25 protein-coding genes and 1 riboswitch are annotated in these 23,180 nt (G+C 69.5%); of the genes, 17 read left to right on the top strand and 8 right to left on the bottom strand.

Annotated elements, in window-relative coordinates:
* Positions 1-301 precede the first annotated feature (301 nt).
* The 3 genes from AB0B45_RS31035 to AB0B45_RS31025 all read left to right on the top strand — a co-directional run bounded on the left by AB0B45_RS31035 (position 302) and on the right by AB0B45_RS31025 (position 3,855).
* Entirely contained in the window at positions 302-1,972 is a 1,671-nt protein-coding gene (locus AB0B45_RS31035) for a sigma-70 family RNA polymerase sigma factor (protein ID WP_358137762.1), read from the top strand.
* Positions 1,973-1,977: 5 nt separating this feature from the next.
* Positions 1,978-2,619, top strand: coding sequence for a hypothetical protein (locus tag AB0B45_RS31030; protein WP_358137760.1), 642 nt, complete (start codon positions 1,978-1,980; stop codon positions 2,617-2,619).
* An 87-nt stretch (positions 2,620-2,706) separates the two neighbouring features.
* Positions 2,707-3,855, top strand: coding sequence for an NlpC/P60 family protein (locus AB0B45_RS31025; RefSeq protein ID WP_358137757.1), 1,149 nt, complete (start codon positions 2,707-2,709; stop codon positions 3,853-3,855).
* 116 nt (positions 3,856-3,971) lie between these two features.
* On the opposite strand, the gene AB0B45_RS31020 is transcribed toward AB0B45_RS31025, so the two are convergent.
* Entirely contained in the window at positions 3,972-4,469 is a 498-nt protein-coding gene (locus AB0B45_RS31020; protein WP_358137755.1) for an inorganic diphosphatase, read from the bottom strand.
* A gap of 83 nt (positions 4,470-4,552) precedes the next feature.
* Between AB0B45_RS31020 and dacB the strand changes: the two genes are divergently transcribed.
* From dacB to AB0B45_RS30965, 11 genes are all read left to right on the top strand, one after another.
* The gene (dacB, locus tag AB0B45_RS31015) at positions 4,553-5,941 is read left to right on the top strand and encodes a D-alanyl-D-alanine carboxypeptidase/D-alanyl-D-alanine-endopeptidase (RefSeq protein WP_358137752.1); all 1,389 of its coding nucleotides are present in this window, start codon (positions 4,553-4,555) and stop codon (positions 5,939-5,941) included.
* Between the two features lie 155 nt (positions 5,942-6,096).
* A complete protein-coding gene (locus tag AB0B45_RS31010; protein WP_358137749.1) occupies positions 6,097-7,203 on the top strand; it encodes a zinc-dependent metalloprotease in 1,107 nt (368 codons plus the stop codon).
* A 162-nt stretch (positions 7,204-7,365) separates the two neighbouring features.
* Entirely contained in the window at positions 7,366-8,364 is a 999-nt protein-coding gene (tilS, locus tag AB0B45_RS31005) for a tRNA lysidine(34) synthetase TilS (RefSeq protein ID WP_358137746.1), read from the top strand.
* Positions 8,365-8,374: 10 nt separating this feature from the next.
* Positions 8,375-8,929, top strand: coding sequence for a hypoxanthine phosphoribosyltransferase (gene hpt / locus AB0B45_RS31000; protein ID WP_358137743.1), 555 nt, complete (start codon positions 8,375-8,377; stop codon positions 8,927-8,929).
* 235 nt (positions 8,930-9,164) lie between these two features.
* On the top strand, positions 9,165-11,159 hold the full coding sequence (gene ftsH / locus AB0B45_RS30995; protein ID WP_358137741.1) for an ATP-dependent zinc metalloprotease FtsH: 1,995 nt from the start codon (positions 9,165-9,167) through the stop codon (positions 11,157-11,159).
* On the top strand, positions 11,156-11,734 hold the full coding sequence (gene folE, locus AB0B45_RS30990) for a GTP cyclohydrolase I FolE (RefSeq protein WP_358137738.1): 579 nt from the start codon (positions 11,156-11,158) through the stop codon (positions 11,732-11,734). Before ftsH ends, folE begins: the two co-directional genes overlap by 4 nt.
* 238 nt (positions 11,735-11,972) lie before the next feature.
* On the top strand, positions 11,973-12,776 hold the full coding sequence (gene folP / locus AB0B45_RS30985; RefSeq protein WP_358137852.1) for a dihydropteroate synthase: 804 nt from the start codon (positions 11,973-11,975) through the stop codon (positions 12,774-12,776).
* Positions 12,773-13,222, top strand: coding sequence for a nuclear transport factor 2 family protein (locus AB0B45_RS30980; protein ID WP_358137736.1), 450 nt, complete (start codon positions 12,773-12,775; stop codon positions 13,220-13,222). The genes folP and AB0B45_RS30980 overlap by 4 nt, the downstream gene beginning before the upstream one ends.
* Positions 13,212-13,577, top strand: coding sequence for a dihydroneopterin aldolase (folB, locus tag AB0B45_RS30975; protein ID WP_358137734.1), 366 nt, complete (start codon positions 13,212-13,214; stop codon positions 13,575-13,577). The genes AB0B45_RS30980 and folB overlap by 11 nt, the downstream gene beginning before the upstream one ends.
* Positions 13,574-14,077, top strand: a complete 504-nt coding sequence (gene folK, locus AB0B45_RS30970; protein WP_358137731.1) for a 2-amino-4-hydroxy-6-hydroxymethyldihydropteridine diphosphokinase — start codon at positions 13,574-13,576, stop codon at positions 14,075-14,077. The genes folB and folK overlap by 4 nt, the downstream gene beginning before the upstream one ends.
* Positions 14,074-14,535 (top strand): DUF3180 domain-containing protein, encoded by a 462-nt coding sequence (locus tag AB0B45_RS30965; protein ID WP_358137729.1) that lies wholly within the window; start codon positions 14,074-14,076, stop codon positions 14,533-14,535. Before folK ends, AB0B45_RS30965 begins: the two co-directional genes overlap by 4 nt.
* On the opposite strand, the gene AB0B45_RS30960 is transcribed toward AB0B45_RS30965, so the two are convergent.
* Genes AB0B45_RS30960 through AB0B45_RS30945 form a run of 4 tightly spaced genes read right to left on the bottom strand, consistent with a single transcriptional unit; the run spans position 14,520 to position 17,311 of the window.
* Complete coding sequence (locus tag AB0B45_RS30960; RefSeq protein ID WP_358137726.1) at positions 14,520-14,894, bottom strand: type II toxin-antitoxin system PemK/MazF family toxin; 375 nt, start codon at positions 14,892-14,894, stop codon at positions 14,520-14,522. The two genes, AB0B45_RS30965 and AB0B45_RS30960, sit on opposite strands and share 16 nt — an antisense overlap.
* Positions 14,834-15,034, bottom strand: coding sequence for a hypothetical protein (locus tag AB0B45_RS30955; protein WP_358137723.1), 201 nt, complete (start codon positions 15,032-15,034; stop codon positions 14,834-14,836). The genes AB0B45_RS30960 and AB0B45_RS30955 overlap by 61 nt, the downstream gene beginning before the upstream one ends.
* Before the next feature lie 52 nt (positions 15,035-15,086).
* Positions 15,087-16,169, bottom strand: a complete 1,083-nt coding sequence (locus tag AB0B45_RS30950) for an acyltransferase (RefSeq protein ID WP_358137720.1) — start codon at positions 16,167-16,169, stop codon at positions 15,087-15,089.
* The gene (locus AB0B45_RS30945; protein WP_358137717.1) at positions 16,166-17,311 is read right to left on the bottom strand and encodes an NADH-quinone oxidoreductase subunit D; all 1,146 of its coding nucleotides are present in this window, start codon (positions 17,309-17,311) and stop codon (positions 16,166-16,168) included. Before AB0B45_RS30945 ends, AB0B45_RS30950 begins: the two co-directional genes overlap by 4 nt.
* Positions 17,312-17,401: 90 nt before the next feature.
* Between AB0B45_RS30945 and AB0B45_RS30940 the strand changes: the two genes are divergently transcribed.
* On the top strand, positions 17,402-17,920 hold the full coding sequence (locus tag AB0B45_RS30940; RefSeq protein ID WP_358137716.1) for a DoxX family protein: 519 nt from the start codon (positions 17,402-17,404) through the stop codon (positions 17,918-17,920).
* On the opposite strand, the gene AB0B45_RS30935 is transcribed toward AB0B45_RS30940, so the two are convergent.
* Positions 17,921-19,249 (bottom strand): aminotransferase class V-fold PLP-dependent enzyme, encoded by a 1,329-nt coding sequence (locus AB0B45_RS30935; RefSeq protein ID WP_358137713.1) that lies wholly within the window; start codon positions 19,247-19,249, stop codon positions 17,921-17,923.
* Between the two features lie 47 nt (positions 19,250-19,296).
* A riboswitch (SAM riboswitch) is annotated at positions 19,297-19,412 on the bottom strand.
* Between the two features lie 99 nt (positions 19,413-19,511).
* Here AB0B45_RS30935 and AB0B45_RS30930 point away from each other — a divergent pair.
* Positions 19,512-20,246, top strand: a complete 735-nt coding sequence (locus AB0B45_RS30930) for a TerC family protein (protein WP_358137711.1) — start codon at positions 19,512-19,514, stop codon at positions 20,244-20,246.
* A complete protein-coding gene (locus AB0B45_RS30925) occupies positions 20,246-21,436 on the top strand; it encodes a cytochrome P450 (RefSeq protein ID WP_358137708.1) in 1,191 nt (396 codons plus the stop codon). Before AB0B45_RS30930 ends, AB0B45_RS30925 begins: the two co-directional genes overlap by 1 nt.
* A gap of 37 nt (positions 21,437-21,473) precedes the next feature.
* Here the strand turns inward: AB0B45_RS30925 and AB0B45_RS30920 are convergent, their stop codons facing one another.
* Together AB0B45_RS30920 and AB0B45_RS30915 are read right to left on the bottom strand one after the other, a co-directional pair.
* A complete protein-coding gene (locus AB0B45_RS30920; RefSeq protein ID WP_358137706.1) occupies positions 21,474-22,658 on the bottom strand; it encodes a cation:proton antiporter in 1,185 nt (394 codons plus the stop codon).
* Positions 22,659-22,695: 37 nt separating this feature from the next.
* Entirely contained in the window at positions 22,696-23,178 is a 483-nt protein-coding gene (locus tag AB0B45_RS30915) for a TrkA C-terminal domain-containing protein (RefSeq protein WP_358137703.1), read from the bottom strand.
* Positions 23,179-23,180 lie beyond the last annotated feature (2 nt).

The following is a 23,180-nucleotide window of genomic DNA, read 5'->3' as shown; positions in this document are numbered from 1 at the left end:
TTTCTTTCGTGGTCCGCTCGCCGATAAGCCGATAAATCGGTCATGCGGGAAGGGTTTTCTTTGCGGACACGAATGAAAGGGTAGAACTACAAGTTACCAATCCATTACCTTCGGTCACGTCGGCAACTTGCCTTCGCGGTCCCTCTGGCTGAAGGGAGGCCGGTCACGTGTGCGCGTCCGTGGCGCCGCACCAGGGCCTGTACGGCAGGCCCGCCGGGAAACCACACCTGCCGCAAGAGCGTCGAAAGGAGGGTGGCGCTTCCCCCTGCCCTGACGTCATGGGCTTCGCGCCACACAACAGATGAACGACCGTGTCCTGGTCGAGGCTCTCCGCGCCCGCGACCCAGGTGCCCTCGCAGCGCTCTACGACTCGCATGCCGAGAGCATCTACCGATATTGCTGGACCCTCCTCAACAGTCCCGACAGCGCCCAGGTCGCCCTGCGCGACACCCTGATCGCCGCCGACGCCCACGTCGGCGCGCTGGCCGAGCCCGACAGGCTGCGCGGCTGGCTCTACGCGCTGGCCAGGCAGGAATGCCTGCGACGACGCACCGCCGCGGTCGAGGACGTGACCGAGACGCTGGTCGCGGTTCCTCCCGTCGCCGACCCCGCCGACGCCGACCTGCGCTTCATGGCGTGGAACGCCGTCCGCAGCCTGACGGCGGCAGAGACCGAACTGCTCGAACTGACCGCCAGGCACGGTCTGTCCACCTCCGATGTGGCGGCGGTTCTCGGGGTCACGCCGCGCCAGATCGAGGTCGCCCACGAGAGTGCGCGCGAAAGGCTCGGCGACGCGATCACCGCCGAGGTCCTCGCGCGGAAGGAGCTCTACGACTGCGCCCAGCGGGCCGCCATCCTCACCGGCTTCTCCGGCGAGCTGACCGCGGAGATGCGTGAGCAGGTGGTCCTCCACCTGGGCAGGTGCGAGATCTGCGCGCCGCACAGGTCCAGGCAGGTCGCGATCGCGAAGGTCTTCGAGCTGTTGCCGACCGTGGTGCTGCCGGAGACGCTCAGGGTCAGGGTGATGAGCTGCTTCGTCGACCCTGAGCTGCTGCCGTACAGGAGCTATGTGGCGCGCAGGTCGGCGGCGCTGGACGCGGCCGGATTTCCCCAGACCGGAGAGGGGAGGGGGCGCCGCTGGTCGCAGGCGCTGGCGGGTGCGCTCGCGGCGGTCGCCACCGTCGCCGCCATCGGGATGATCTTCAGCTACTTCGGCAAGGAGGGCGACGGGATCACGGGCATCGCCTCGGGGGCGTTTCCCGCGACCGGTCAGCCGCCGGGGATCAGGCTGCCGTGGATGCCCGAGCCGCAGGAGACGCCGATCATGGTGGAGCCCATCCTCGACAGCTCGGCGACCTACCCGATCGGGGCGTACCGGTCGACGGCGCCGATGACCGTGACGACACCGGACCCCGTGCCCGCGCCGCCCCGCGACAACCCCGTGCCCTGGCCGACCCGCACCGGGCCGGGGCCAGCGCCGACAGGGCCCCGGCCGACGGGGCCGGGCGAGCCGCCGCCGACGCTGTCGCCGGGGGAGTCGCCTTCGCCGTACCCGCCGCGTGACCACCACGGCAGGCCGACCAGGACACCGTGCCCCTCGAGAACGCCGACCCCCCGGCCGACGCCTCCCTCCACCCCGACGCCGACACCTCCGCCCCCGCCGATCGTGACGCCCACAACGGGGCCGACGGCCCCGCGGGTGCCGACGGAGCCCCCCAACCCCGACCCCACACCGACGCCCGCACCGAGCGACCCACCGGCGACGAAGGACCCGCAGCAGAGCTCGGGCGGCTCCGGCTCGGCCTCGGGGGCCTCCGGAGGATCGGGCGGCTCAGGCTCCGGCTCCGGCGGCTCCGCGGGCCAGGGCGGGTCCGGCGGCTCGGACGGGTCCGGCGGTGGTAGCGCGCCCGTCGTCACGGCCGCAGGGGAGCCCCAGGTCCTCAACGAGTCGTCCACGCAGGAGAACGCGTAAGCCCGGTGGAGCGCTTCACCGTCAAGGGGCACCGGGTCTGCCCTCTCCCCGTCCCAGGGGAACTGGCCGACCTGGTGCCCCGCGTCCATGAGATCGACTGGCCGACCTGGCTCGACCCTGGCCCCCGCATGCTGCGGGACGTGCTCGACCTGTCCCGCCTGCTCACCGCGCGCTCGCTGGCCACGCTCTCGTGGCTGGCCCTCGGCGATCAGCCCGCCGACCTCGACTGGCTGTGGACCAGGCGCAGGCTGACGGGTCCCCGCCAGGAGCGCATGTACGGCGCCGCCGCCCTCGTCCCCGACCCCGTCCTCGCGCTCGTCGTCGCCGACTGGACCTGGGTGCTCGGCACCACCTACGGCGGCAGGGTCACCGCCCCCTACCTCGCGGGAGCGGCCTATCCCCGCGTCGGCCACCAGGCCGCCCACGCCACGATGACCCTCTACCAGACCTACGACCGCCACCCCGACGCGCGGCCCGCGATCGCCGCGGCGTGGGCCGCCGCCCGCGTCACCGCCGACTGGTGCAAGGCCGCCGAACTTCACGCTGCGTATGGGAGCGAGGCTCCCGTTTTCGCCTATCCGAGGGGTGCGATACCTGCCCCAACAGGACTTCGGCCGTGGATGGAACGCCTGTTTCGCCTGCGATGATTACGTTACGTGAGTTTCATGTGTGCGGAGTGTTACCACTGGGAATTGTGTGCATAGAGTGACGACGCATGCGCAAGGGGGAACCTTATGCACACCGTCAAGACCCGGCTGACGATCGCCTGCTACTTGGTGGTGACGATGTGCCCGCCGGCCGCCGCCGAACCCGCGCCATCCGCGGGGGAGGTCGCGAGGGCGCGCGCCACCGTGCAGGCGAGGGCCAAGGCCCTCGGCGACGCCAGCGTACGGCTGGCCGCCGCCAACACCCGCCTGGACGAACTGAACGCCGAGGCGGGACGGCTGGTGGAGGCGTACAACGGCCAGCTCGTACGGCTGGCGGAGGCGCAGCAGCGTCACGCCATCGCCATGGAACGCCTGAAGGCCGCCGAGGCCAAGGTGAACGAGACCAAGGCGGCCGTCTCGATGCTTGCGGCCCAGTCCTACGGCGGCATGGATCTCAGCAATCCCATGGTCAGCCTGTTCAGCGGCGGCGGGGGATTCGAGGGCTACCTGCACAGGGCGGCCATGCTCGAATCCATCGGCCACGAGCAGAGCGAGAAGCTGAAACAGGTGCGCGACACCCAACAGGTGGCTGCCGTGCTGCGCGCGCAGGCCGCCGACGCCTACACCGAACAGCAACAGGCCGCGGCGCAGGCCGAGCAGGCCAAGGCAGCGGCCGAGGCGGCGGTGGCCAGGCAGCAGCGAGAGGCCGAGCTGATCAAGGCTGAGAAGGCGGAGCTGGAGGAACGCGCCGACGCGGCGCGCACCCAGGCCGAACGGCTGGACAGGCAACGGGCGGCGGCGCTGGAGCAGGCCAGGCTGGGTCGGGCAGGCACCGGCGGAGTGGCGGCCAGGTGGATGACTTCAAGCGAGTCGGCAGGGGACATCGCGGCCAACTGGGCGCTCTCGCAGCTCGGCAAGCCGTACGCGTGGGCGGCGGACGGGCCGGCGAGCTACGACTGCTCGGGGCTCACGATGCGGGCGTGGGAGAAGGTCGGGGTTCGGATAGACCACTGGACCGGCACCCAGTGGACCTCGGGGCCGCACATCCCTCTGAACCAGCTGAAGCGGGGTGACCTGCTGTTCTACGGCAGGGCCACGAGCAATCCCGGCGACATCCACCACGTGGGGCTCTTCATCGGGGACGGGATGATGGTGCACGCTCCGCAGACGGGAGACGTGGTCCGCGTCGCCTCCATGTGGCGCAGGGACCTGGTCGGCGCGACCCGTCCCCGCTAGCCCGCTCATGGTGAACAGGGAGCCGCGCACGGCCTGCGCGGACGGAGGGGCCCGCGTGACGGGAGGTTCCGTGAGACGCGAGTCGTCACGAAACCCCGCGTCCCACGGGAGAACGATCAGTGAGCGGTGTAGCCCTGGTCCTTGGCCCGCTGGAACGAGCGCACGATCTCGGCCTCGGCCTCGACGCGACCCACCCAGTTGGCGCCTTCGACCGACTTGCCGGGCTCGAGGTCCTTGTACACCTCGAAGAAGTGCTGGATCTCCAGCCGGTCGAACTCGGCCACGTGGTGGATGTCACGGATGTGCTCCATCCGCGGGTCGGTGGCGGGCACGCACAGGACCTTGTCGTCGCCGCCCTTCTCGTCGGTCATGCGGAACATGCCGACCGCGCGGCAGGTGATGTAGCAGCCGGGAAAGGTCGGCTCCTGCAACAGCACCAGTGCGTCGAGCGGGTCGCCGTCCTCACCGAGGGTGTGCTCGATGAAGCCGTAGTCGGCGGGGTACTGCGTGGAGGTGAACAGGAGCCGGTCAAGCCTGATCTTTCCGGTCTCGTGGTCCACTTCGTACTTGTTCCGTTGTCCCTTCGGAATTTCAACGACAACGTCGAACTCCACCGCGGTTCCTCCGCTCGAGCCCCCCGGGCAACCCCGGTTGGGCGTTAATGTCTCGTAGGCGAACTGAGAGAGAGGTCGGCGACGTGGTGCGGCGCGAGCGATGGGTGGCGTTGACCACACTCGCCATGCTCCAGGCGGTGACGATCGTCATCGGCGCTTATGCGATGACGAACGACTTCAGCCTGGGCGCGCTGACGAGGCCTGAGCCACTTCCGACCGAGCGTGCTGAGCCTTCGCCCGTCCCTGTGGTCACCTCGGGGCCAGTGCTGGCCACAGGTGGAGACGGACCTCTCCCCACCAAGGGTACTTTGGCCGCGCGGCTCACCGACGCCCTGGGTGACGAAGCGCTCGGCGACAGGGTCGGCGCGGTCGTCATCGACGCCGCGACCGGTCAGCAGATCTTCGCCTCGAACGCGGCCACCGGCATCACCCCCGCTTCCACCACCAAGGTGGTGACCTGTGTCGCGGCGCTCGCCTCCCTCGGTCCCGACGCCCGCCTGAAGACCTCCGTCGTCCAGGGCGCGAAGCGCGACTCGATCGTCCTCGTCGGCGGCGGCGACCCGACGCTCGCGGGCCCTTCCGCCAAGCCGGGCGCCTATCCCAAGCAGGCGTCGCTGGTCCAGCTCGCCTCCCGCACCGCCGCCGCGCTCAAGGCCTCGGGCGTCACCAAGGTCACGCTGTCCTACGACGCCTCCCTCTTCACCGGCGGCTCCTCGGCGCCCGGCTGGAAGCCCAACTACATCCCCGAGGGCGAGGTCGCTCCCGTCCACGCGCTGGAGATCGACGAGGGCCGTCAGAACCCGTCCTCCTCCAGCCCTCGCGCCGCCGACCCGGCCGCCTCCGCGGCCTCCGCGTTCGCGAGAACCCTCGGCAAGTACGGCATCGGCGTCGGCAAGTCGATCCGCCCCGCGAAGGCGACCCCCGGCGCGGACGCGCTCGCCACGGTCGAGTCCGCGCCCGTCTACGCGCTCGTCGAACGCACGCTGACGCGCAGCGACAACGACCTCGCCGAGGCGCTGGCCAGGCACGTGGCCATCAAGGAGGGCCAGCCCGCCTCCTTCGAGGGGGCCTCCCGCGCGGTCCTGTCGGTGCTCAAGCGGTTGGGCGGCGACAAGGGCGTCGTCGTCACCGACGGGTCGGGGCTGTCCATCAGGAACAGGATCAGCGCCGACGCCCTGGCCCGCCTGCTGGCCATCGCGACCAAGGACGAGGCGCTGCGGCCCCTTCTGTCCGGCATGCCGGTCGCGGGGTTCACCGGCACGCTCGGCCACCGCTTCACCGACGCGTACAGCAAGACGGAGGTCGGCCTGGTCCGCGGCAAGACCGGCACCCTCAACAACGTCAACACGCTCGCGGGCTTCGCCACCACCCGCACGGGGCGGCTGGTCACGTTCGCGTTCATGGCCGACAAGGTCCCCTACACCGCCGAACCCATCCTCGACCGCCTCGCCGCCATCGTCGCCCGTTCCTGACCGGCGAACCCCGGCCCGCCGGAGCCCCGTCGCGCGCGGTCCTCGCCCGGAAATCCGCAGGTGAGCCGCCGTCGACTTCGGCCAGGGGCCCGCTCGGCACAGGACGACGGGTCAGTTCTTCGCAGCCGACGAGCGAAGCACGTACGGTGGACGGTATGCAGGTGATCGACTGGGATCTGGCCGTCTCCACCGGAACGCGCCTCGTGCGCCCCGGACCACAGGTGAGTCGTGAGGAGGCCCGCCATGCCGTCACCGAACTGCGCACGCTCTCGCGAGAGGCGGAGGGCCACGTCCGCGAGTTCACCAAGATAGATGCGGCCACTCCGCCGCAGCCCGCCACCATCGTCGACAGGCCCGGCTGGATCAGGGCCAACGTCGAGGGGTTCCGCGTCGTGCTCGAACCGCTCACCGAGCGGATGGCCAACCGCGACAACCCGCCGCCCGCCATCGTCAGCGCCGTGGGCTCCCGTATCACCGGCGTCGAGGTGGGCGCCGTGCTCGCGTTCCTCGCCTCGCGCGTGCTCGGGCAGTACGAGCTGTTCCTCCCGCCGGACCCGACGGGAGTCGAGCCGATCGGGCGCCTCACCCTCGTCGCGCCGAACATCGTCAACGCCGAGCGCGAGATGGGCGTCCACCCGCGTGACTTCCGCCTGTGGGTCTGCCTGCACGAGGAGACCCACAGGGTGCAGTTCACCGGGGTGCCGTGGCTGCGCGAGTACGTCAGGTCGCAGATGACCGAGTTCCTGCTCGCCTCCGACCTCGACCTGACCACCCTGCTCGAACGGCTGCGCGCCGCCGCCGACACCGTGGCCGACGTGGTGCGCGGCACCGGCGACGGCAACCTCATCGACGTGATCCAGACGCCGGAGCAGAAGGAGATCCTCGACCGGCTCACCGCGGTGATGACGCTGCTGGAGGGGCACGGCGACTTCGTGATGGACGCGGTCGGCCCTGCCGTGGTGCCGTCCGTGGCCGACATCAGGGCGAAGTTCAGCCAGCGCCGCGAGGGGACCTCCCGCCTCGACCGCACGGTGCGCAAGCTGCTGGGTCTCGAGATGAAGATGAAGCAGTACGCCGAGGGGTCGGCGTTCGTCCGTCACGTGGTCGGCCAGGTGGGGATGGACGGGTTCAACCGCATCTGGACCTCGCCTGACACGCTGCCGATGTCGGACGAGATCGCGCAGCCCGACCGGTGGATCGCGCGCGTCGTCCCGCAGGGCCCGCCCGCCATCCCGGCGCAGGCCCCTGAGCCTGAGGCCTGACCTCTCCTCCCGGACCTTCACGAGGGGAGCCGGTCTTTCGGGATCCAGGTGACCGGGTGAAGGTCCGGTGGTACGGGCGCGTGCCGGCGGTTCACCGGCGTTCTGCGGTGGTGCCGTTCACCTGAGTGGTCGTGGGCGGGCGGGGCCGCGAGAATGGTGGGCATGGGTCCACACCCCGCCGTCGCGGACGTACGGCGAGCCGTCAGGGAGGCGCTGGCCGACCTCAGCCCCGGCGACCTCGTCGTGGCGGCGTGCAGCGGCGGCGCGGACTCGCTCGCGCTGGCCGCCGCCCTGGCTTTCGTTGCGCCGAGGGCGAACATCCGCGCCGGTCTCCTCACCGTCGACCACCAGCTGCAGGACGGTTCGAAGGACAGGGCCGACAAGGTCGCCGAGACGGGGAAGGCGTGGGGCCTGGACCCCGTCGAGGTCCTCACCGTCCACGTCGGCACGGCAGGCGGCCCCGAAGCCGCCGCCCGCGACGCCCGCTACCACGCGCTGGCCGAGGCGGCCGACCGGTTGGGCGCCGAGGCGGTCCTGCTCGCCCACACGCGTGACGACCAGGCCGAAACCGTCCTGCTGGGCCTGGCGAGGGGCAGCGGGCCGAGGTCGCTGTCGGGGATGGCGCGACGGGCGGGCCGCTACCGCAGGCCGTTCCTCCACCTGGGCAGGGACGCCACCGAGAACGCCTGCGAAGCGCTCGGGCTCGACTTCTGGGACGACCCGCACAACGCCGACACCCGCTACACGCGGGTGAGGGTTCGCACGCGGGTCCTGCCCGTGCTGGAGAAGGAGCTCGGTCCCGGCGTCGCCCGGGCGCTCGCGAGGACCGCCGATCTGGCGAGGGACGACTCCGACGCCCTTGACGAATGGGCCGCGAGAGCCTTCGACGATTGCGCTCTTAGCGATATCGGGGGAGCCGTGACGCTTGCCGTACCGGCGCTCGAAGGCCTTCCCGCCGCCGTCAGGCGGCGGGTGCTGCGGCGGGCGGCGATCGCCGCGGGCGCGCCCTCGGGAGCGCTGTCGGCCGGCCACGTGATGGCCGCGGAACGGCTGATCACGGCCTGGAGAGGGCAGGGAAAGGCGGACCTACCCGGGGGAGTTGGTGTGGTTCGACGGTATGGCACCCTTGTGTTCGCCCCCGCGCCCGAGAACCAAGCGTAAGGACACCCAGGTGGACGCAGCCGACATGGGCAAGGACCTCGAGAAGGTCCTCATCTCCGAAGACGAGCTCCAGGCCAAGATCAAGGAGTTGGCGGCTCAGATCGACGCAGACTACTCAGGCAAGGACCTGCTGCTCGTCGGCGTGCTCAAGGGCGCGGTGATGGTGGTGGCCGACCTGGCAAGATCCCTGCACCTGCCGGTGCAGACCGACTGGATGGCGGTGTCCTCGTACGGCGCGGGCACCAAGTCGTCGGGTGTGGTGCGGATCCTGAAGGACCTCGACACCGACATCACCAACCGCCACGTGCTGATCGTCGAGGACATCATCGACTCCGGCCTGACGCTGAGCTGGCTGCTCGACAACCTGAAGTCGCGCAACCCCGCCTCGCTGGAGATCTGCACGGCACTGCGCAAGCCCGATGCCATCAAGGTGCCGATCGAGGTGAAGTACGTCGGTTTCGACATTCCCAACGAGTTCGTCATCGGCTACGGCCTCGACTACGCCGAGCGCTACCGCAACCTTCCCTTCATCGGGACACTGGCTCCTCACGTCTACAACGGTTGACAGAGGGGGAATAGCCGGGAACATCGAGCGACCTGACGTACGTTGGTAGGGCAAGGCCGGAGGAGCGGGCAGTGACCCTGCGCCTCCCCCGGTGTACCTTCTGAACACCAACGGGATGACCGCGTGTCGCCCCCTGGTAGTCAGTAGGAGCGGTGTCGGATGCCGCAGCCCCGGATAGCTCCGGGGTTCCAGGCCATGGTCAGGAAGGGACGGGCCCGCAGGGGTTCCGCATCGGATGGATCTCAAGCGATTTACACGTGGGCCACTGCTGTGGATCCTGGGCATCGTCGTGCTGCTCCTGCTTGTCACCACTATGTGGAGCGGTGACGGCAACTTCAAGACTGCCGACACGTCCACGGTGCTCAAGCAGATCCGCGACGGCAATGTCTCCAACGCGAAGGTCGTCGACAAGGACCAGCGCATCGAGCTCACTCTCAACAGCCCGATCACGGTCGGCGACGCCTCCACCAACCGCATCCAGTCGAGCTGGGTCGCGGGGCAGGGCGTCCAGCTCGTCGACGAGCTGGAGAAGCAGGATCAGGCCGGCAAGCTCAAGAACGGCTTCAACGTCGAGGTGCCGCAGGAGAACTTCCTGATCGGCCTCCTCGTCAGCTTCCTGCCGATCGTCATCATCGTGCTCATCTTCCTGTTCATCATGAACCAGATGCAGGGCGGCGGCAGCCGGGTGATGAACTTCGGCAAGTCCAAGGCGAAGCTGATCACCAAGGACACTCCCAAGACCACTTTCGCCGACGTCGCCGGCGCGGACGAGGCCATCGAGGAACTGCAGGAGATCAAGGAGTTCCTGCAGGCTCCGGCCAAGTTCCAGGCGATCGGCGCCAAGATTCCCAAGGGCGTGCTGCTGTACGGCCCGCCCGGTACCGGCAAGACCCTGCTCGCCCGCGCGGTCGCGGGTGAGGCGGGCGTGCCGTTCTACTCCATCTCCGGCTCCGACTTCGTCGAGATGTTCGTGGGTGTGGGCGCCAGCCGTGTTCGCGACCTGTTCGAGCAGGCCAAGGCGAACGCCCCGGCGATCATCTTCATCGACGAGATCGACGCCGTCGGCCGCCACCGCGGCGCAGGCCTCGGCGGTGGTCACGACGAGCGCGAGCAGACGCTGAACCAGCTGCTCGTCGAGATGGACGGCTTCGACGTCAAGGGCGGCGTGATCCTCATCGCCGCGACGAACAGGCCCGACATCCTTGACCCCGCGCTGCTGCGCCCTGGCCGGTTCGACCGCCAGGTCACCGTCGACCGTCCCGACCTCGAGGGCCGCAAGGGCATCCTCAAGGTCCACGGCCGCGGCAAGCCGTTCGCGCCCGACGTCGAGCTGGACGTCATCGCGCGCCGCACGCCCGGCTTCACCGGCGCCGACCTGGCCAACGTGATCAACGAGGCCGCGCTGCTCACCGCACGCGCCGACCAGAAGCTGATCACGATGGAGATCCTCGAGGAGTCGATCGACCGCGTCATGGCGGGCCCGGAGCGCAAGACCCGGGTCATGTCCGACAAGGAGAAGAAGATGATCGCCTACCACGAGGGCGGTCACGCGCTCGTGGCGCACGCGTTGCCGAACAGCGACCCCGTGCACAAGATCACGATTCTCTCCCGTGGCCGCGCGCTCGGCTACACCATGACCCTGCCGATGGAGGACAAGTTCCTCGCCACGCGGTCGGAGATGATGGACCAGCTCGCGATGCTGCTCGGCGGCCGCGCGGCGGAGGAGCTCGTCTTCCACGAGCCCACCACCGGCGCCTCCAACGACATCGAGAAGGCCACCGCCGTCGCCCGCCGCATGGTCACCGAGTACGGCATGAGCGAGCAGCTCGGCGCCCGCAAGTTCGGCACCGGCAACGCCGAGGTCTTCCTCGGCCGCGAGATGGGCCACGAGCGCGACTACTCCGAGAAGATCGCCTCCACGATCGACGAGGAAGTCCGCCGGATGATCGAGACGGCACACGACCAGGCGTGGGACATCCTGGTCGAGTATCGCGACGTCCTCGACAACCTGGTGCTCGAGCTGATGGAGAAGGAGACCCTCTCCCGCCAGCAGGTGGTGGAGATCTTCTCCTCGGTCGTCGTCAGGGAGCACCGCCCGTCCTACGCGGGCTACGGCAAGCGGCTCCCGTCGGACCGCCCGCCGGTGCTGACCCCGAAGGAGCAGTCCGGCAACGGTGCTCTGACCGCCGGTCACGCGGACAACGCTCTCCCCTCTGGCGAGGGTGCGTGAAGCCGCGCGACGTCGACCACGCTCGGATCGAGAAGGCCGTCCGGGAGATCCTCTACGCCATCGGCGAGGATCCGGACCGTGACGGCCTGCTCGACACTCCCTCCAGGGTGGCCCGCGCGTACGCCGAGCAGTTCTCGGGGCTGAACCAGCGCCCCGAGGACGTGCTGAACAAGGTGTTCGACGTGGACCACGACGAGATGGTGCTCGTCCGCGACATCGAGGTCTACTCGACGTGCGAGCACCACCTGGTCCCCTTCTTCGGGATGGCCCACGTCGGCTACATCCCCAACGACAAGGGCCAGGTCACGGGGCTGTCGAAGCTGGCCCGCCTGGTCGACGTCTTCGCCAGAAGGCCGCAGGTGCAGGAGCGGATGACCTCGCAGATCGCCGACGCGCTCATGCGGGTGCTGGAGCCGCGCGGCGTGATCGTGGTGCTGGATTGCGAGCACCTGTGCATGACCATGCGAGGGGTCCGCAAGCCTGGCGCGAAGACCCTGACGTCCGCGGTGCGGGGTGACTTCCGTACCAGCGAGAAGACCCGCGCCGAGGCGATGGCCCTCATCATGGCTCGCTGACCCTTTCTTCCCTCGGTCCGTTTCTCACCCTGTACGGCAAGCCAGGACAGGCGCCGCTCACCGCACGTGGCCGGCGTCTGTCCAGGGATACGCGTCACCGAGCGCGCGTGGCCGGGGTGGGCGACGGACCCAGATCGTTATCCACAAAGGGGAGACCCGGCGGGGAGACGACACGAGTGATACACCTAGGCTTGGGGACATGAAGATGGGGCTGCCAGTTGAGGAGCGCTGTCTCGTCATGGGCGTGGTCAACGTGACGCCTGACTCCTTCTCCGACGGCGGCCTGTGGTTCGACGAGCGCGCTGCCGTCCGTCACGGTCTCGAGCTGGTCCAGGAGGGCGCCGACCTGGTCGACGTCGGCGGCGAGTCCACCAGACCCGGCGCGGCGCGGGTGTCGCAGGAGGAGGAGCTCGCCAGGGTCGTCCCCGTGATCCGCGCGCTGACGGCCGAGGGCGTCACGGTGAGCGTCGACACGATGCGGGCCGAGGTGGCGCGGGCGGCGGTCGAGGCGGGCGCCACGCTCGTCAACGACGTGAGCGGCGGCCTGGCCGACCCTGACATGTCGAGGGTGGTGGCCGCGACGGGCGTGCCGTACGTCGTGATGCACTGGCGGGGCCACAGTCACGAGATGGAGAGCAGGGCGGTCTACTCCGACGTCGTCGCCGAGGTGCGCGAGGAGCTGGCCAAGCGGGTCGCGCTCGTGATGGCGGAGGGCGTCGCGGAGAGCCAGATCGTGCTGGATCCCGGGCTGGGTTTCGCGAAGAACGCCGAGCACAACTGGGCGCTGCTGGCCGGCATCGACAAGCTGGCCGAGCTGGGCTTCCCGCTGCTGGTCGGGGCTTCGCGCAAGAGGTTCCTCGGCAGGCTGCTGGCCGATCCCGACGGCACTCCGCGCTCCTTCAGCCGCAGCGACCACGCCACGACCGCGGTCACGGCGCTGGCCGCGCGGGCGGGCGCGTGGTGCGTGCGGGTGCACGAGGTGGGTCCCAACGCCGACGCCGTCCGTGTGGCGGCCGCCTGGAAGCGAGGAGGAGGCCGATGAGCGTCGACACCGCTGCGATCGAGACGGTCAACCAGGCCTTCTACACCGCGATCGAGGATGCCGACCTCGACAAGATGACCGAGATCTGGGCCGAGGACACGGCAGACGGCCGCGTCTCGTGCGTGCATCCGGGCTGGTCGATGCTGGCGGGCAGGGCCGAGGTGCTGCGCTCGTGGGCGCTCATCATGGCCAACACGACCTACATCCAGTTCGTGCTCACCGACGTCCAGACGACCGTGCTGGGCGACCTGGCGGTGCTCACCTGCGTGGAGAACATCCTGACCGCGGGCGAGGAGGGTGAGGCCAGCTTCGCCGCGGGCAAGGTCGTGGCCAGCAACGTCTATGTCAGGTCGAGCAGGGGCTGGCGGCTGTGGATGCACCACGGCTCGCCCGTGCTGCAGAGCGAGGACGAGGACGAGGAGGAGGAAGCCGAACGTGACCGCTGACCGGATCACTCTCAAGGGGCTGCGGGCGCGGGGCCGCCACGGCGTGCTGCCCGCCGAACGCGAGCTCGGCCAGGAGTTCGTGATCGACGCGACGCTCTTCCTCGACACCAGGCCCGCCGCCGACACCGACGACGTCACCAGGACCGTTCACTACGGCGAGCTGGCCCAGGACCTGACGAAGATCGTCGAGGGCGAGCCGGTCAACCTGATCGAGACGCTCGCCGAACGCCTGGCCGAGCTCTGCCTCGCCGACGAGGCCGTCCAGGCAGCCGAGATCACGGTGCACAAGCCGTCGGCCCCGATCCCGCTGCCCTTCGACGACGTGGCCGTCACGATCCTGCGGAGCCGTGTATGAAAGTGGTCCTCGCTCTCGGCAGCAACCTGGGAAGCCGGTTCGAGACCCTCCAGGGCGCGATCGACTCCCTGTTCGACGCGCCGGGGCTGCGCTTCGTCGCGGTCTCGCCGGTCTACGAGACCGACCCTGTCGGCGGTCCTGACGACCAGAAGCCGTACCTCAACGCGATCGTCATCGCCGAGTCCAAGCTCACCCCCGAAACGCTTCTCGACCGCGCCCAGAGCGTCGAGAACGCCTTCGGCAGGATCCGCGCCGAGCGCTGGGGCCCGCGCACGCTCGACGTCGACATCATCGCCGCGGGCGACGTCGTCTCCGATGACCCGGACCTGACGTTGCCGCACCCCCGCTGCCACGAGCGCGCCTTCGTGCTGGTGCCGTGGTCGAACGCCGACCCCTCGGCGGTCGTGCCCGGTCGCGGCCCTGTCGCCGACCTGCTGGCGGCCCTCGACCAGTCGGGCGTACGGCTGCGCCAGGACCTCAAGCTGCAGGGGCCGGATTGAAGCCCACCCGTCCCGCTGTCCTGATCGGCGTCCTGGTCGTCGTCGCCCTGGTGTCCTGGCTGATCGTCAAGCAGTTCTACGCCAGCCTGCCGCTGGTGCCGTGGACGGCGATCCCCACCGTGCTGCTGCTGGCCGTCGGCGAGTTCTACAGCGGCTGGATGACGCGTGCGCGCATCGCCCGCAAGCCCGACACCAAGCCGGTGGAGCCGCTGGCCGTGGCCCGTCTCGCGGCGCTGGGGAAGGCCTCGGCGTACGTCGGCGCGGTCTTCGCGGGGATCTTCGCCGGGTTCTCGCTGACGACGGTCCAGCTGCTGACCAGGGAGACGCCGCGCGGGGAGTTCTTCGTCTCCACGGGGTCGTTGCTGTCCTTCGTGGCGCTGATCGCCGCGGCCCTCTACCTGGAGAACTCCTGCCGCGTCCCCAAGGACCCCGAGGACGAGCTTCAGAGGCCGAGGTAGCGCCCGACGGCGTCCTCGATCTCGGCCATCTCATCTCTTCCCAGGTAGCAGACGGGCGCGCCATGGATGAACGCGGTGTCCACACTCCGGATCTGGTCGACGAGGAAGCACGTCATCGTCCCGCAGAGCTCGATCTGGGGGCGGAACACGGTCGGCTGTGCCTTGGTGGAGGTGGGGATGATGGTGGCAACGCTCCAGGCGTCGGGTGAATGGCTCAGCACGAGCCCATATCGACGGCCGCGTTGTTCGTGTCCGCGTTTCGATTCTCCGAGGTCGACCCGGTAGACCGCGCCGCGTATCACCAGGCGTCCTCTTCGTCGGAAAGGTCTTCGTCGGCGAGCCGTTCCATGTCCGCCCATGCCCGCTCGCGCCAGACCTCGCGTTCGAGGAGGCGGAGCGCGCGGCGGATGACGTCGCTGGTCCGTTCGCCCTCCCGCATGGCCGCCCTGATGATTTCCTCGTCCTCGGATGTCGCCCGGAACCCGATGTTCGCCATCATGGCTTGATTTTAGCTTCGGCGTTCAACATCTGTCATGCATTTGTTGTGCACCCTAGGTGGGTGTGGGGGTGCGGTCTACGCGCTTTCCCCTGGAGAAGAGGTAGATGACCGGGAGGGTGCACAGCAGGGGGCCGACGATGGCGAAGGGCCGCTCCAGCCACCACATCAGGTTCGGCCGCGGATCGGCCGCGGGGAAGCCGAACAGCCCCCACCACGCTCCCAGCGCGATCGCCATGCCCGTGGTGTGGAACAGGAACAGCGGCAGCGCGAACCGGTTGACGATCTCGTTGGCCCGTTTCCATCGGGGCCGCTCAAGCACCCGCTCCATCGTCGGTCTGAGCACCTCCACCAGGCCGATCTGGAAGATGAGCAGCGCCACGATGACGAAGGTGGGCGGGGCCATGTTCGACAGCTTGTCGCCGGGCACGCCGACCATCGACCCCGGGTACAGGCCCGAGTAGACCAGACCGAACAGGCCGAACAGGCCGGTCCACAGGACGGCGAAGTCGTAGCGGCGGGGCAGGATGACGACCCTGTCGTAGAAGAAGCCGGCCTGGTGGGCCAGGCCCCACACCAGGATCATGTTGAGCCAGCCGACCCACTCGACGTGGTAGCGCAGCCGGATGACGTCGACGACCAGGGCGGCGCCGCCGAGCCAGATGAGGGCGAGCACGTCGTAGCGGCGGTGCAGCCACAGCGCGACGGGCAGCAGCGCGATCAGCATCAGGTAGACGATGAGGAACCACAGCGGGCTGAGCACGAGCAGCACCACCCGCCACATCCAGGGCACGTCGAACAGCATGGTCACGACCGCGCCGACGGCGAGCCACACGCCGGACAGGGTCAGGCCGGGGATGGCCAGCGCCTTGATGCGCCGCCAGACGAAGGATCCGACGCCCGTCCCTCGCTCGCAGGCCCGTTGCCAGGACAGGAGGTGGACGTGCCCGCCGACGTAGAAGAACAGCGGCAGCACCTGGAACAGCCAGGTGAGCATCCACAGGCCGGAGGTGAAGCCGAGCGGGCTGGTCGGGGAGGGGCCCTCGGGGGTCCAGACGAGGATGGTGAAGGCCCAGTGCCAGACGACCACGGTGATGAGGCTGACCGCGCGGAGCCAGTCGACGTATTTGTCCCTCACTTGTCGATGTCACCCACCACGAAGAACATCGAGCCGAGGATCGCGACCATGTCGGAGACCAGGTGGCCCGGCAGCATCTCCCGCAGCACCTGGACGTTGTTGTAGGAGGCCGAGCGCAGCTTCATCCGCCACGGCGTCTTGTCGCCCTTGGAGACCAGGTAGTAGCCGTTGATGCCGAGCGGGTTCTCCGTCCAGGCGTAGGTGTGGCCTTCCGGCACCTTCAGCACCTTGGGCAGGCGCTGGTTGATCGGGCCGGGAGGGAGCGAGCGCAGCCGCTCGACGCAGGCGTCGGCCAGTTCGAGGGAGACCTTGAGCTGGTCGAGCAGGACCTCGAAGCGGGCGTGGCAGTCGCCTGCCGTACGGGTGACGACCTTGACGGGCAGCTCGTCGTAAGCGAGGTACGGCTGGTCGCGCCGCAGGTCGATGTCGACTCCCGAGGCCCTGGCGATGGGGCCGCTCACGCCGTACTGCATGATCGTGTCGCGGTCGAGGACGCCGACGCCCCTGGTGCGGGCCAGGAAGATCTCGTTGCCGAGGATGAGGTCCTCGATGTCGGGCACCTTGGCGCGGGTGGCGGCGACGGTCGCGGTGACGCGGTCGAGCCAGCCCGCGGGCAGCTCCTCCTTGAGCCCGCCGACGCGGTTGAACATGTAGTGCATCCGGCCGCCGGAGATCTCCTCCATGACGCCCTGGATGCGTTCGCGCTCGTTGAAGGCGTAGAAGATCGGGGTGATGGCGCCGAGCTCGAGCGGGTAGGAGCCGAGGAACATCAGGTGGGAGAGCACTCTGTTCAGCTCGGCCAGCAGGGTGCGGGCCCAGACCGCGCGGGCGGGGATCTCCATGCCGAGCATGCGCTCGGTGGCGATCACCACGCCGAGCTCGTTGGCGAAGCCCGCCAGCCAGTCGTGCCTGTTGGCCAGCATGATGATCTGCCGGTAGTCGCGGACCTCGAACAGCTTCTCCGCGCCCCTGTGCATGTAGCCGATGATCGGTTCGGCCGTGGCGATGCGCTCGCCGTCGAGGGTGAGGCGGAGCCGTAGAACACCGTGCGTCGAGGGATGCTGGGGGCCGATGTTGAGGATCATGTCCTCCGTGGCCAGCTCCTTGGCGCCCGCTCCGATGCCGACCACGCGTTCTTCCATACCGTCATGCTGCCACTGGCGCTGATAGTGATCCAGTCAAGGAATGGTCTATTTGCGCATTTCGCCAGGTGGTGCGGGGACATAGGGCCCATGAAGCGAGCGGTTTTCGACCTGGCCGTGCTGGTGGCGCGGGTGGTAATCGGCGTGATCTTCGTCGCCCACGGCTGGCAGAAGTTCCAGGGCGGACTCGGCGCCGTCACTCAGATGTTCACCCAGATGGGGATCCCGCTGGCGGGGCTGTCCGCGGCCTTCGCCGCGGCGGCCGAGCTGGTGGGCGGCGCCTTTCTGATCGTCGGCCTGCTGGTGCGCCTGGCGGCGCTCGCGCTGGTCGTCGACATGGTGGGCGCCTTCGTGTTCGTGCACGGCGGCAAGGGCATCTTCGTGACGAGCGGCGGCTGGGAGCTGGTCGGCGCCCTCGCGTCCGCCTGCCTCCTGCTGGTGGCGGTCGGCGGGGGACGCTTCGGTGCCGACGGCCTGCTCGTACGCGCCCGCGGGCGGAAGGCCGAGCAGCGCGAGGCCGAGCGAGAGGCCGAGCGCGCCCCCATGGACATCTTCGACGAGCCGCGGCGCGACGAGGACCTGCCGCCCGACTCGCCGACCCGGCCCTAGCTAGCGGCGGGCGACCAGATCGTGCAGCGCGCCGACGAGCCGGTCGACGTGCTCCTCCGTCGTGCCGATGCCGATCGAGGCCCTGACGGCCGACGCGGTGTCGTCCTCGCAGCCGCCGTCGTTCTGACTGTCGCGCCCGCTTCGGTCCTCGTTGGCTCGTGCCTCGCTCTCTCCGCCCGAGCTCCTGCGCTCGGGGATGTCGAGCAGGTGCCGCACGAACGGGTGCGCGCAGAACTTCCCGTCACGCACGCCGATGCCGTACTCGGTGGAGAGCGCCTCGGCGACCTGCCTGGCGGTGTAACCGTCGACGACGAACGACACGATGCCGACCCGCGGGTGGTCAGGCCCCCAGAGCGACAGCTCGCGGACCCCCTCGACGGCGTCCAGCCCTTCACGCAGCCTGGAGATCAGCCGCTCCTCCTCGTGGACCAGCGGCGTCCATCCCGTCGCGGTGAGCGCGTCGCACGCGGCGGCCAGCGCGATCGCGCCCAGCACGTTCGGGGTCCCGGCTTCGTGCCTCGGCTCTGCGTCCTCGTGCCACTCGGTGGTGCCGTCGGCCAGGGTGCCCACCGACTTCACCGCGCCGCCCCCCTTGAGGTACGGCTCGCCGTCCGAGAGCCAGTCGCGCCGCCCGACCAGCACGCCCGCGCCGAAGGGGGCGTAGAGCTTGTGGCCGGAGAAGGCGACGTAGTCGAGGTCGAGCGCGGTCAGGTTGAGCTTGCGGTGAGGGACGAGCTGGGCGGCGTCGACGAGGATGCGGGCGCCGTGCCGGTGGGCGATGTGCGCGAGGGCGGCGATCGGCCACAGCTCGCCCGTCACGTTCGAGGCGGCGGTCACGACGAGCAGCTTGGGGCCCTCGATGGCGGCCAGCGCCTCGTCGGCCTGCCGTACGGCCTCGCCGGGGAAGGCGGGCGGCGCGAGGCGCACGACGCGCTGCCACGGGAGTAGGGACGCGTGGTGCTCGGTGTCGAAGACCACGGTCGTGGCGCCCTTGGGAAGGCACCTGGCCAGCAGGTTGGTGGCGTCGGTCGTGTTGCGGGTGAAGACGACCGCGTCGTCGGCGCGGGCGCCGACGAAGGCGCGGACGGTGTGGCGCGCCTGCTCGTAGCGGGCGGTGGTCAGCTGGGAGGCGTAGCCCGCGCCGCGGTGGACGCTGGAGTAGGCCGGGAGCGCGGCGGCGACGGCCGCGCTGACCGGCTCCAGACAGGGGGCGCTGGCGGCGTAGTCCAGGTTGGCGTAGGAGACCAGGCGACCACCCTTGACGGGCACCTCGAGGTCCTCGCCCAGCACCTTGACCTGAACGGGGTTGAAGATCGTCGCAACGGACACGGCACAGCCCTTCTAGGGTCATCGGACCCCTGGCCATGGCGCATCGGAGCCCGCGCTTGCCCGCCACACCTCGTGGCGGACCAGGTCTTCACCCGGGGCACCCCGCCGCGGACGCGAGGGTTGCCGGCCAGCAAGCCGGGGCTAAGCGCTGGCACTCATGACCTACGCCCGAACTATAACCGACATGGGGTGCCGTTTCGCAAGCCGCGAACTTCTGGGGCGGTGAGCTCGTTGGGGATGGGGACAGCGAACAAGGAGGCACATGATGCTGGACTGGGTGGCAGACCCACAGATCTGGATCGGGTTCTTCACCCTGGTCGCCCTGGAGATCGTGCTGGGGATAGACAACATCATCTTCATCTCGATCCTGGCCGGGAAGCTCCCGCCCGAGCAGCGCGACAGGGCCAGGGTCCTCGGCCTCGCCGCCGCGCTCGTCTCGCGCCTGCTGCTGCTCCTCGGGCTTTCCTGGGTGGTACGGCTGACGGAGCCGCTCTTCGAGGTACTGGGGCAGGAGATCTCGGGCCGAGATCTGATCCTCATCCTCGGCGGCCTGTTCCTGCTGGCCAAGAGCGTGCTGGAGATCGGCGAGAGCATGGAGCTGAAGGACAAGGAGGGTAAGCAGGGCAAGGTGACCTCCTTCACCTCGGTCATCCTCCAGATCATGGTGCTCGACGTCGTGTTCTCGCTCGACTCGGTCATCACCGCGGTCGGCATGGTGGACGAGCTGGGTGTGATGGTCGCGGCGGTCATCGTCGCGGTGCTGGTGATGCTGTTCGCCTCGGGGCCGATCAGCAGGTTCGTTGACAGGCATCCGAGCATCAAGATGCTGGCGCTGTCGTTCCTGGTGCTGATCGGTGTCGTGCTCCTGGCCGAGGGCTTCGACCAGCACATCCCCAAGGGCTACATCTACTTCGCGATGGCGTTCTCGGTGGTCGTCGAGCTGCTCAACATCAGGATGCGGAGCAGGCACGCGAAGGCCGAATCTAAGATGCAGTAGTGCGCTTTGATCCTTGGAATCCGGATTTTGTAGCTTCGCCGTACGCGGTCTATGACGAGCTGCGGCGCGACGCGCCCGTCAGCTTCTTCGAGCCCACGGGACAGTGGCTGATCGCCAGGCACGCGGACGTCAACGCGCTGCTCAGGGATCGCCGCCTTGGCAGGTCCTACCTGCACCTCGCCACGCACGAGGAGTTCGGCCGCGAGCCGGAGCCGGAGTTCCAGGATCCGTTCTGGCGGGTGGTCAGGGCGGGCATGCTCGACGTCGAGCCGCCCGTCCACACCCGCCTGCGCCGCCTGGTCTCCAAGGCGTTCACGCCCCGCATGGTCGAGTCGATGCGGCCCAGGGTCCGCGCGATCGTCGAGGGCCTGGTCGACGACTTCGTCGAGAAGGGCGGCGGCGACCTGATCGCCGAGGTGGCCGAGCCGCTGCCGGTCACCGTCATCGCCGAGATGCTCGGCGTCCCCGACGCCGACAGGCATCTGCTGCGCCCGTGGTCGGCCGACATCTGCGGCATGTACGAGCTGAACCCCTCGCAGGAGGCCCAGCACACGGCGGTCAGGGCCGCCTCGGAGTTCTCCGACTACCTCAAGGACCTCGCCCGCGCCCGCAAGGCGGACCCGGGCGAGGATTTGATCAGCGCGCTCGCCCAGATCGGGGAGCTGACCGAGGACGAGCTGGTCGGCACCTGCGTGCTGCTGCTCAACGCGGGCCACGAGGCGACCGTGAACGTCACCGGCAACGGCTGGTGGTCGCTGTTCCGCAACCCCTCCGAGCTCGTACGGCTGCGCGACGACCTCTCGCTGCTGCCCACCGCGATCGAGGAGCTGATGCGCTACGACACCCCGCTGCAGATGTTCGAGCGCTGGGTGCTGGAGGACATCGAGGTCGGCGGCGTGGCCATCCCGAAGGGGAAGGAGGTGGCCCTGCTGTTCGGCTCGGCCAACCGCGACCCCGAGGTCTTCGACGAGCCCGACAGGCTCGACGTCGGCAGGGCGGACAACCCGCACATCTCGTTCGGCGCGGGCATCCACTTCTGCCTGGGCGCGCCGCTGGCCAGGATCGAGCTGGTGGAGTCCTTCGGCGCCCTCCTGAGGAAGGCGCCGGCGATGGAGCTGACGAGCGAGCCCGTCTGGAACCCCGGCTACATCATTCGAGGGCTTCGGTCGCTGGACGTTTCCTGCGGTTGAGCGAACCGAGTGAGCCAGTGGACCCGGCAGGTCCTTCTCACGGGGCCGACGAGGGAGGCCGCGTGAGAAGAGGTTCGACCAGCTTGGCGGCCAGCGGGCCGAAGGCCGCGAGGATCAGCACGTAGGTGGCGGCGAGGGGGCCGAGATCGGGATGGGCTCCCGCCGCCACCGCCAGTCCGGCGATGACGATGTTGAACTCGCCGCGCGGGACCAGCGCGATGCCCGCGCGCATCCGGCCGGCCCTGGCGATGCCCGCCCTTCGCGCGGCGTAGGCGCCGGTCAGCAGCTTGGTGACGATGCTGACCAGGGCGAGCAGCAGCGCGAGCAGCGCCACGGGCGGGATCTTCGTCGGGTCGGTCTGCAAGCCGAAGAAGACGAAGAACACGGCGGCGAACAGGTCGCGCAGCGGCATCAGCAGCGCCCTGGCCTCGTGCGCGAGCTCGCCCGACAGCGCGATGCCGACGAGGAACGCGCCGACGGCCGCCGACACCTGGAGCTCCTGGGCGAGGCCCGCCACGAGCAGGGCCAGGCCGAGCACCTTCAGCAGCAGCACCTCGTTGTTGGGGCTGGAGACGAACGCCTCGATGAACCTGCCGAAGCGCAGCGCGATCACCAGGACGACGGTGACCGTGCCCAGGGCGATGCCCAGGGAGATCGCCCCTGTCATCAGCGAGACGCCGGCCAGCATCGCGGTGAGCAGCGGCAGGTAGACGGCCATCGCCAGGTCCTCGAAGACCAGCAGCGACAGCACCACGGGTGTCTCGCGGTTGCCGATCCACCCGAGGTCCGACAGCACCTTCGCGGTGATGCCCGAGGAGGTGGCGTAGGTGACGCCTGCCATCGCGACCGCGGCCACGGGGCCCCAGCCGAGCAGCAGCGCTGCGATCGCGCCTGGGGCGGCGTTGAGGACGATGTCGACCAGGCCCGCTCTGGCGTTGCCGCGCAGGCTGGAGACGAGCTCGCCCGCGTTGTACTCCAGGCCGAGCGTCAGCAGGAGGAGCACGACGCCGATCTCGGCGCCGATGGCGATGAACTCCTCGCTGGTCGCCAGGGGGAGGATGCCGCCCTGCCCGAAGGCGAGGCCGGCGATGAGATAGAGGGGGATGGCGGAGATACCCGCCCGCAACGCCAGCGCGCCGAGCACGCCGAGGCCGAGGATGATGCCGCCGAGTTCGAGGAAGACTATCGCCGTGTTGTGCGCTTCGACCGCGAGAACCCCCATCAGGTCGCCTCTGATGGGCTGACGAGCAGGTGGCGCATCAGCCGTCCGTCAGGATGTCGGCGGCCGCGGCGGTCGTGTCGGCATCGCCGACGACGACCACGACATCTCCCGCCTCGAACCTGAAGTCGGGGGTGGGGCTCGCGTTGACCTGCGGACCGCGCACGACGGCGACCACGGAGGCGCCTGTGCGGGTGCGGATGCGCGCGTCGCCCAGCGTCCTGCCGTCGTACGGCGAGCCGGGCAGGATCGTCAGCTGGAGGCTGACCAGCCCTTCGATCTCACGGTGGAGCGCGTTGAGCCGCTGGACGATGCGCGGCGCGCCGAGCAGCTCGACCAGCGCGTCGGCCTCTTCGTCGTTGAGCTGTATGGCCTCGCACGCCCGGTCGGGATCCGACCGGTCGTAGATGATCAGGTCGCGTCGCCCCGAGCGGTGTGAGACGACGGCGACACGGCGGCCCGATTGGGTGCCGAACTCGTGTTTGAGCCCGATGCCTGGAAGCGCGGTCTGTTCGATCTCCACAC

This window comes from Nonomuraea sp. NPDC049152, from assembly GCF_040648355.1.
In the GTDB taxonomy this organism is placed as follows: Bacteria; Actinomycetota; Actinomycetes; order Streptosporangiales; family Streptosporangiaceae; genus Nonomuraea.
This window is presented reverse-complemented; position numbering and strand designations above follow the sequence as displayed.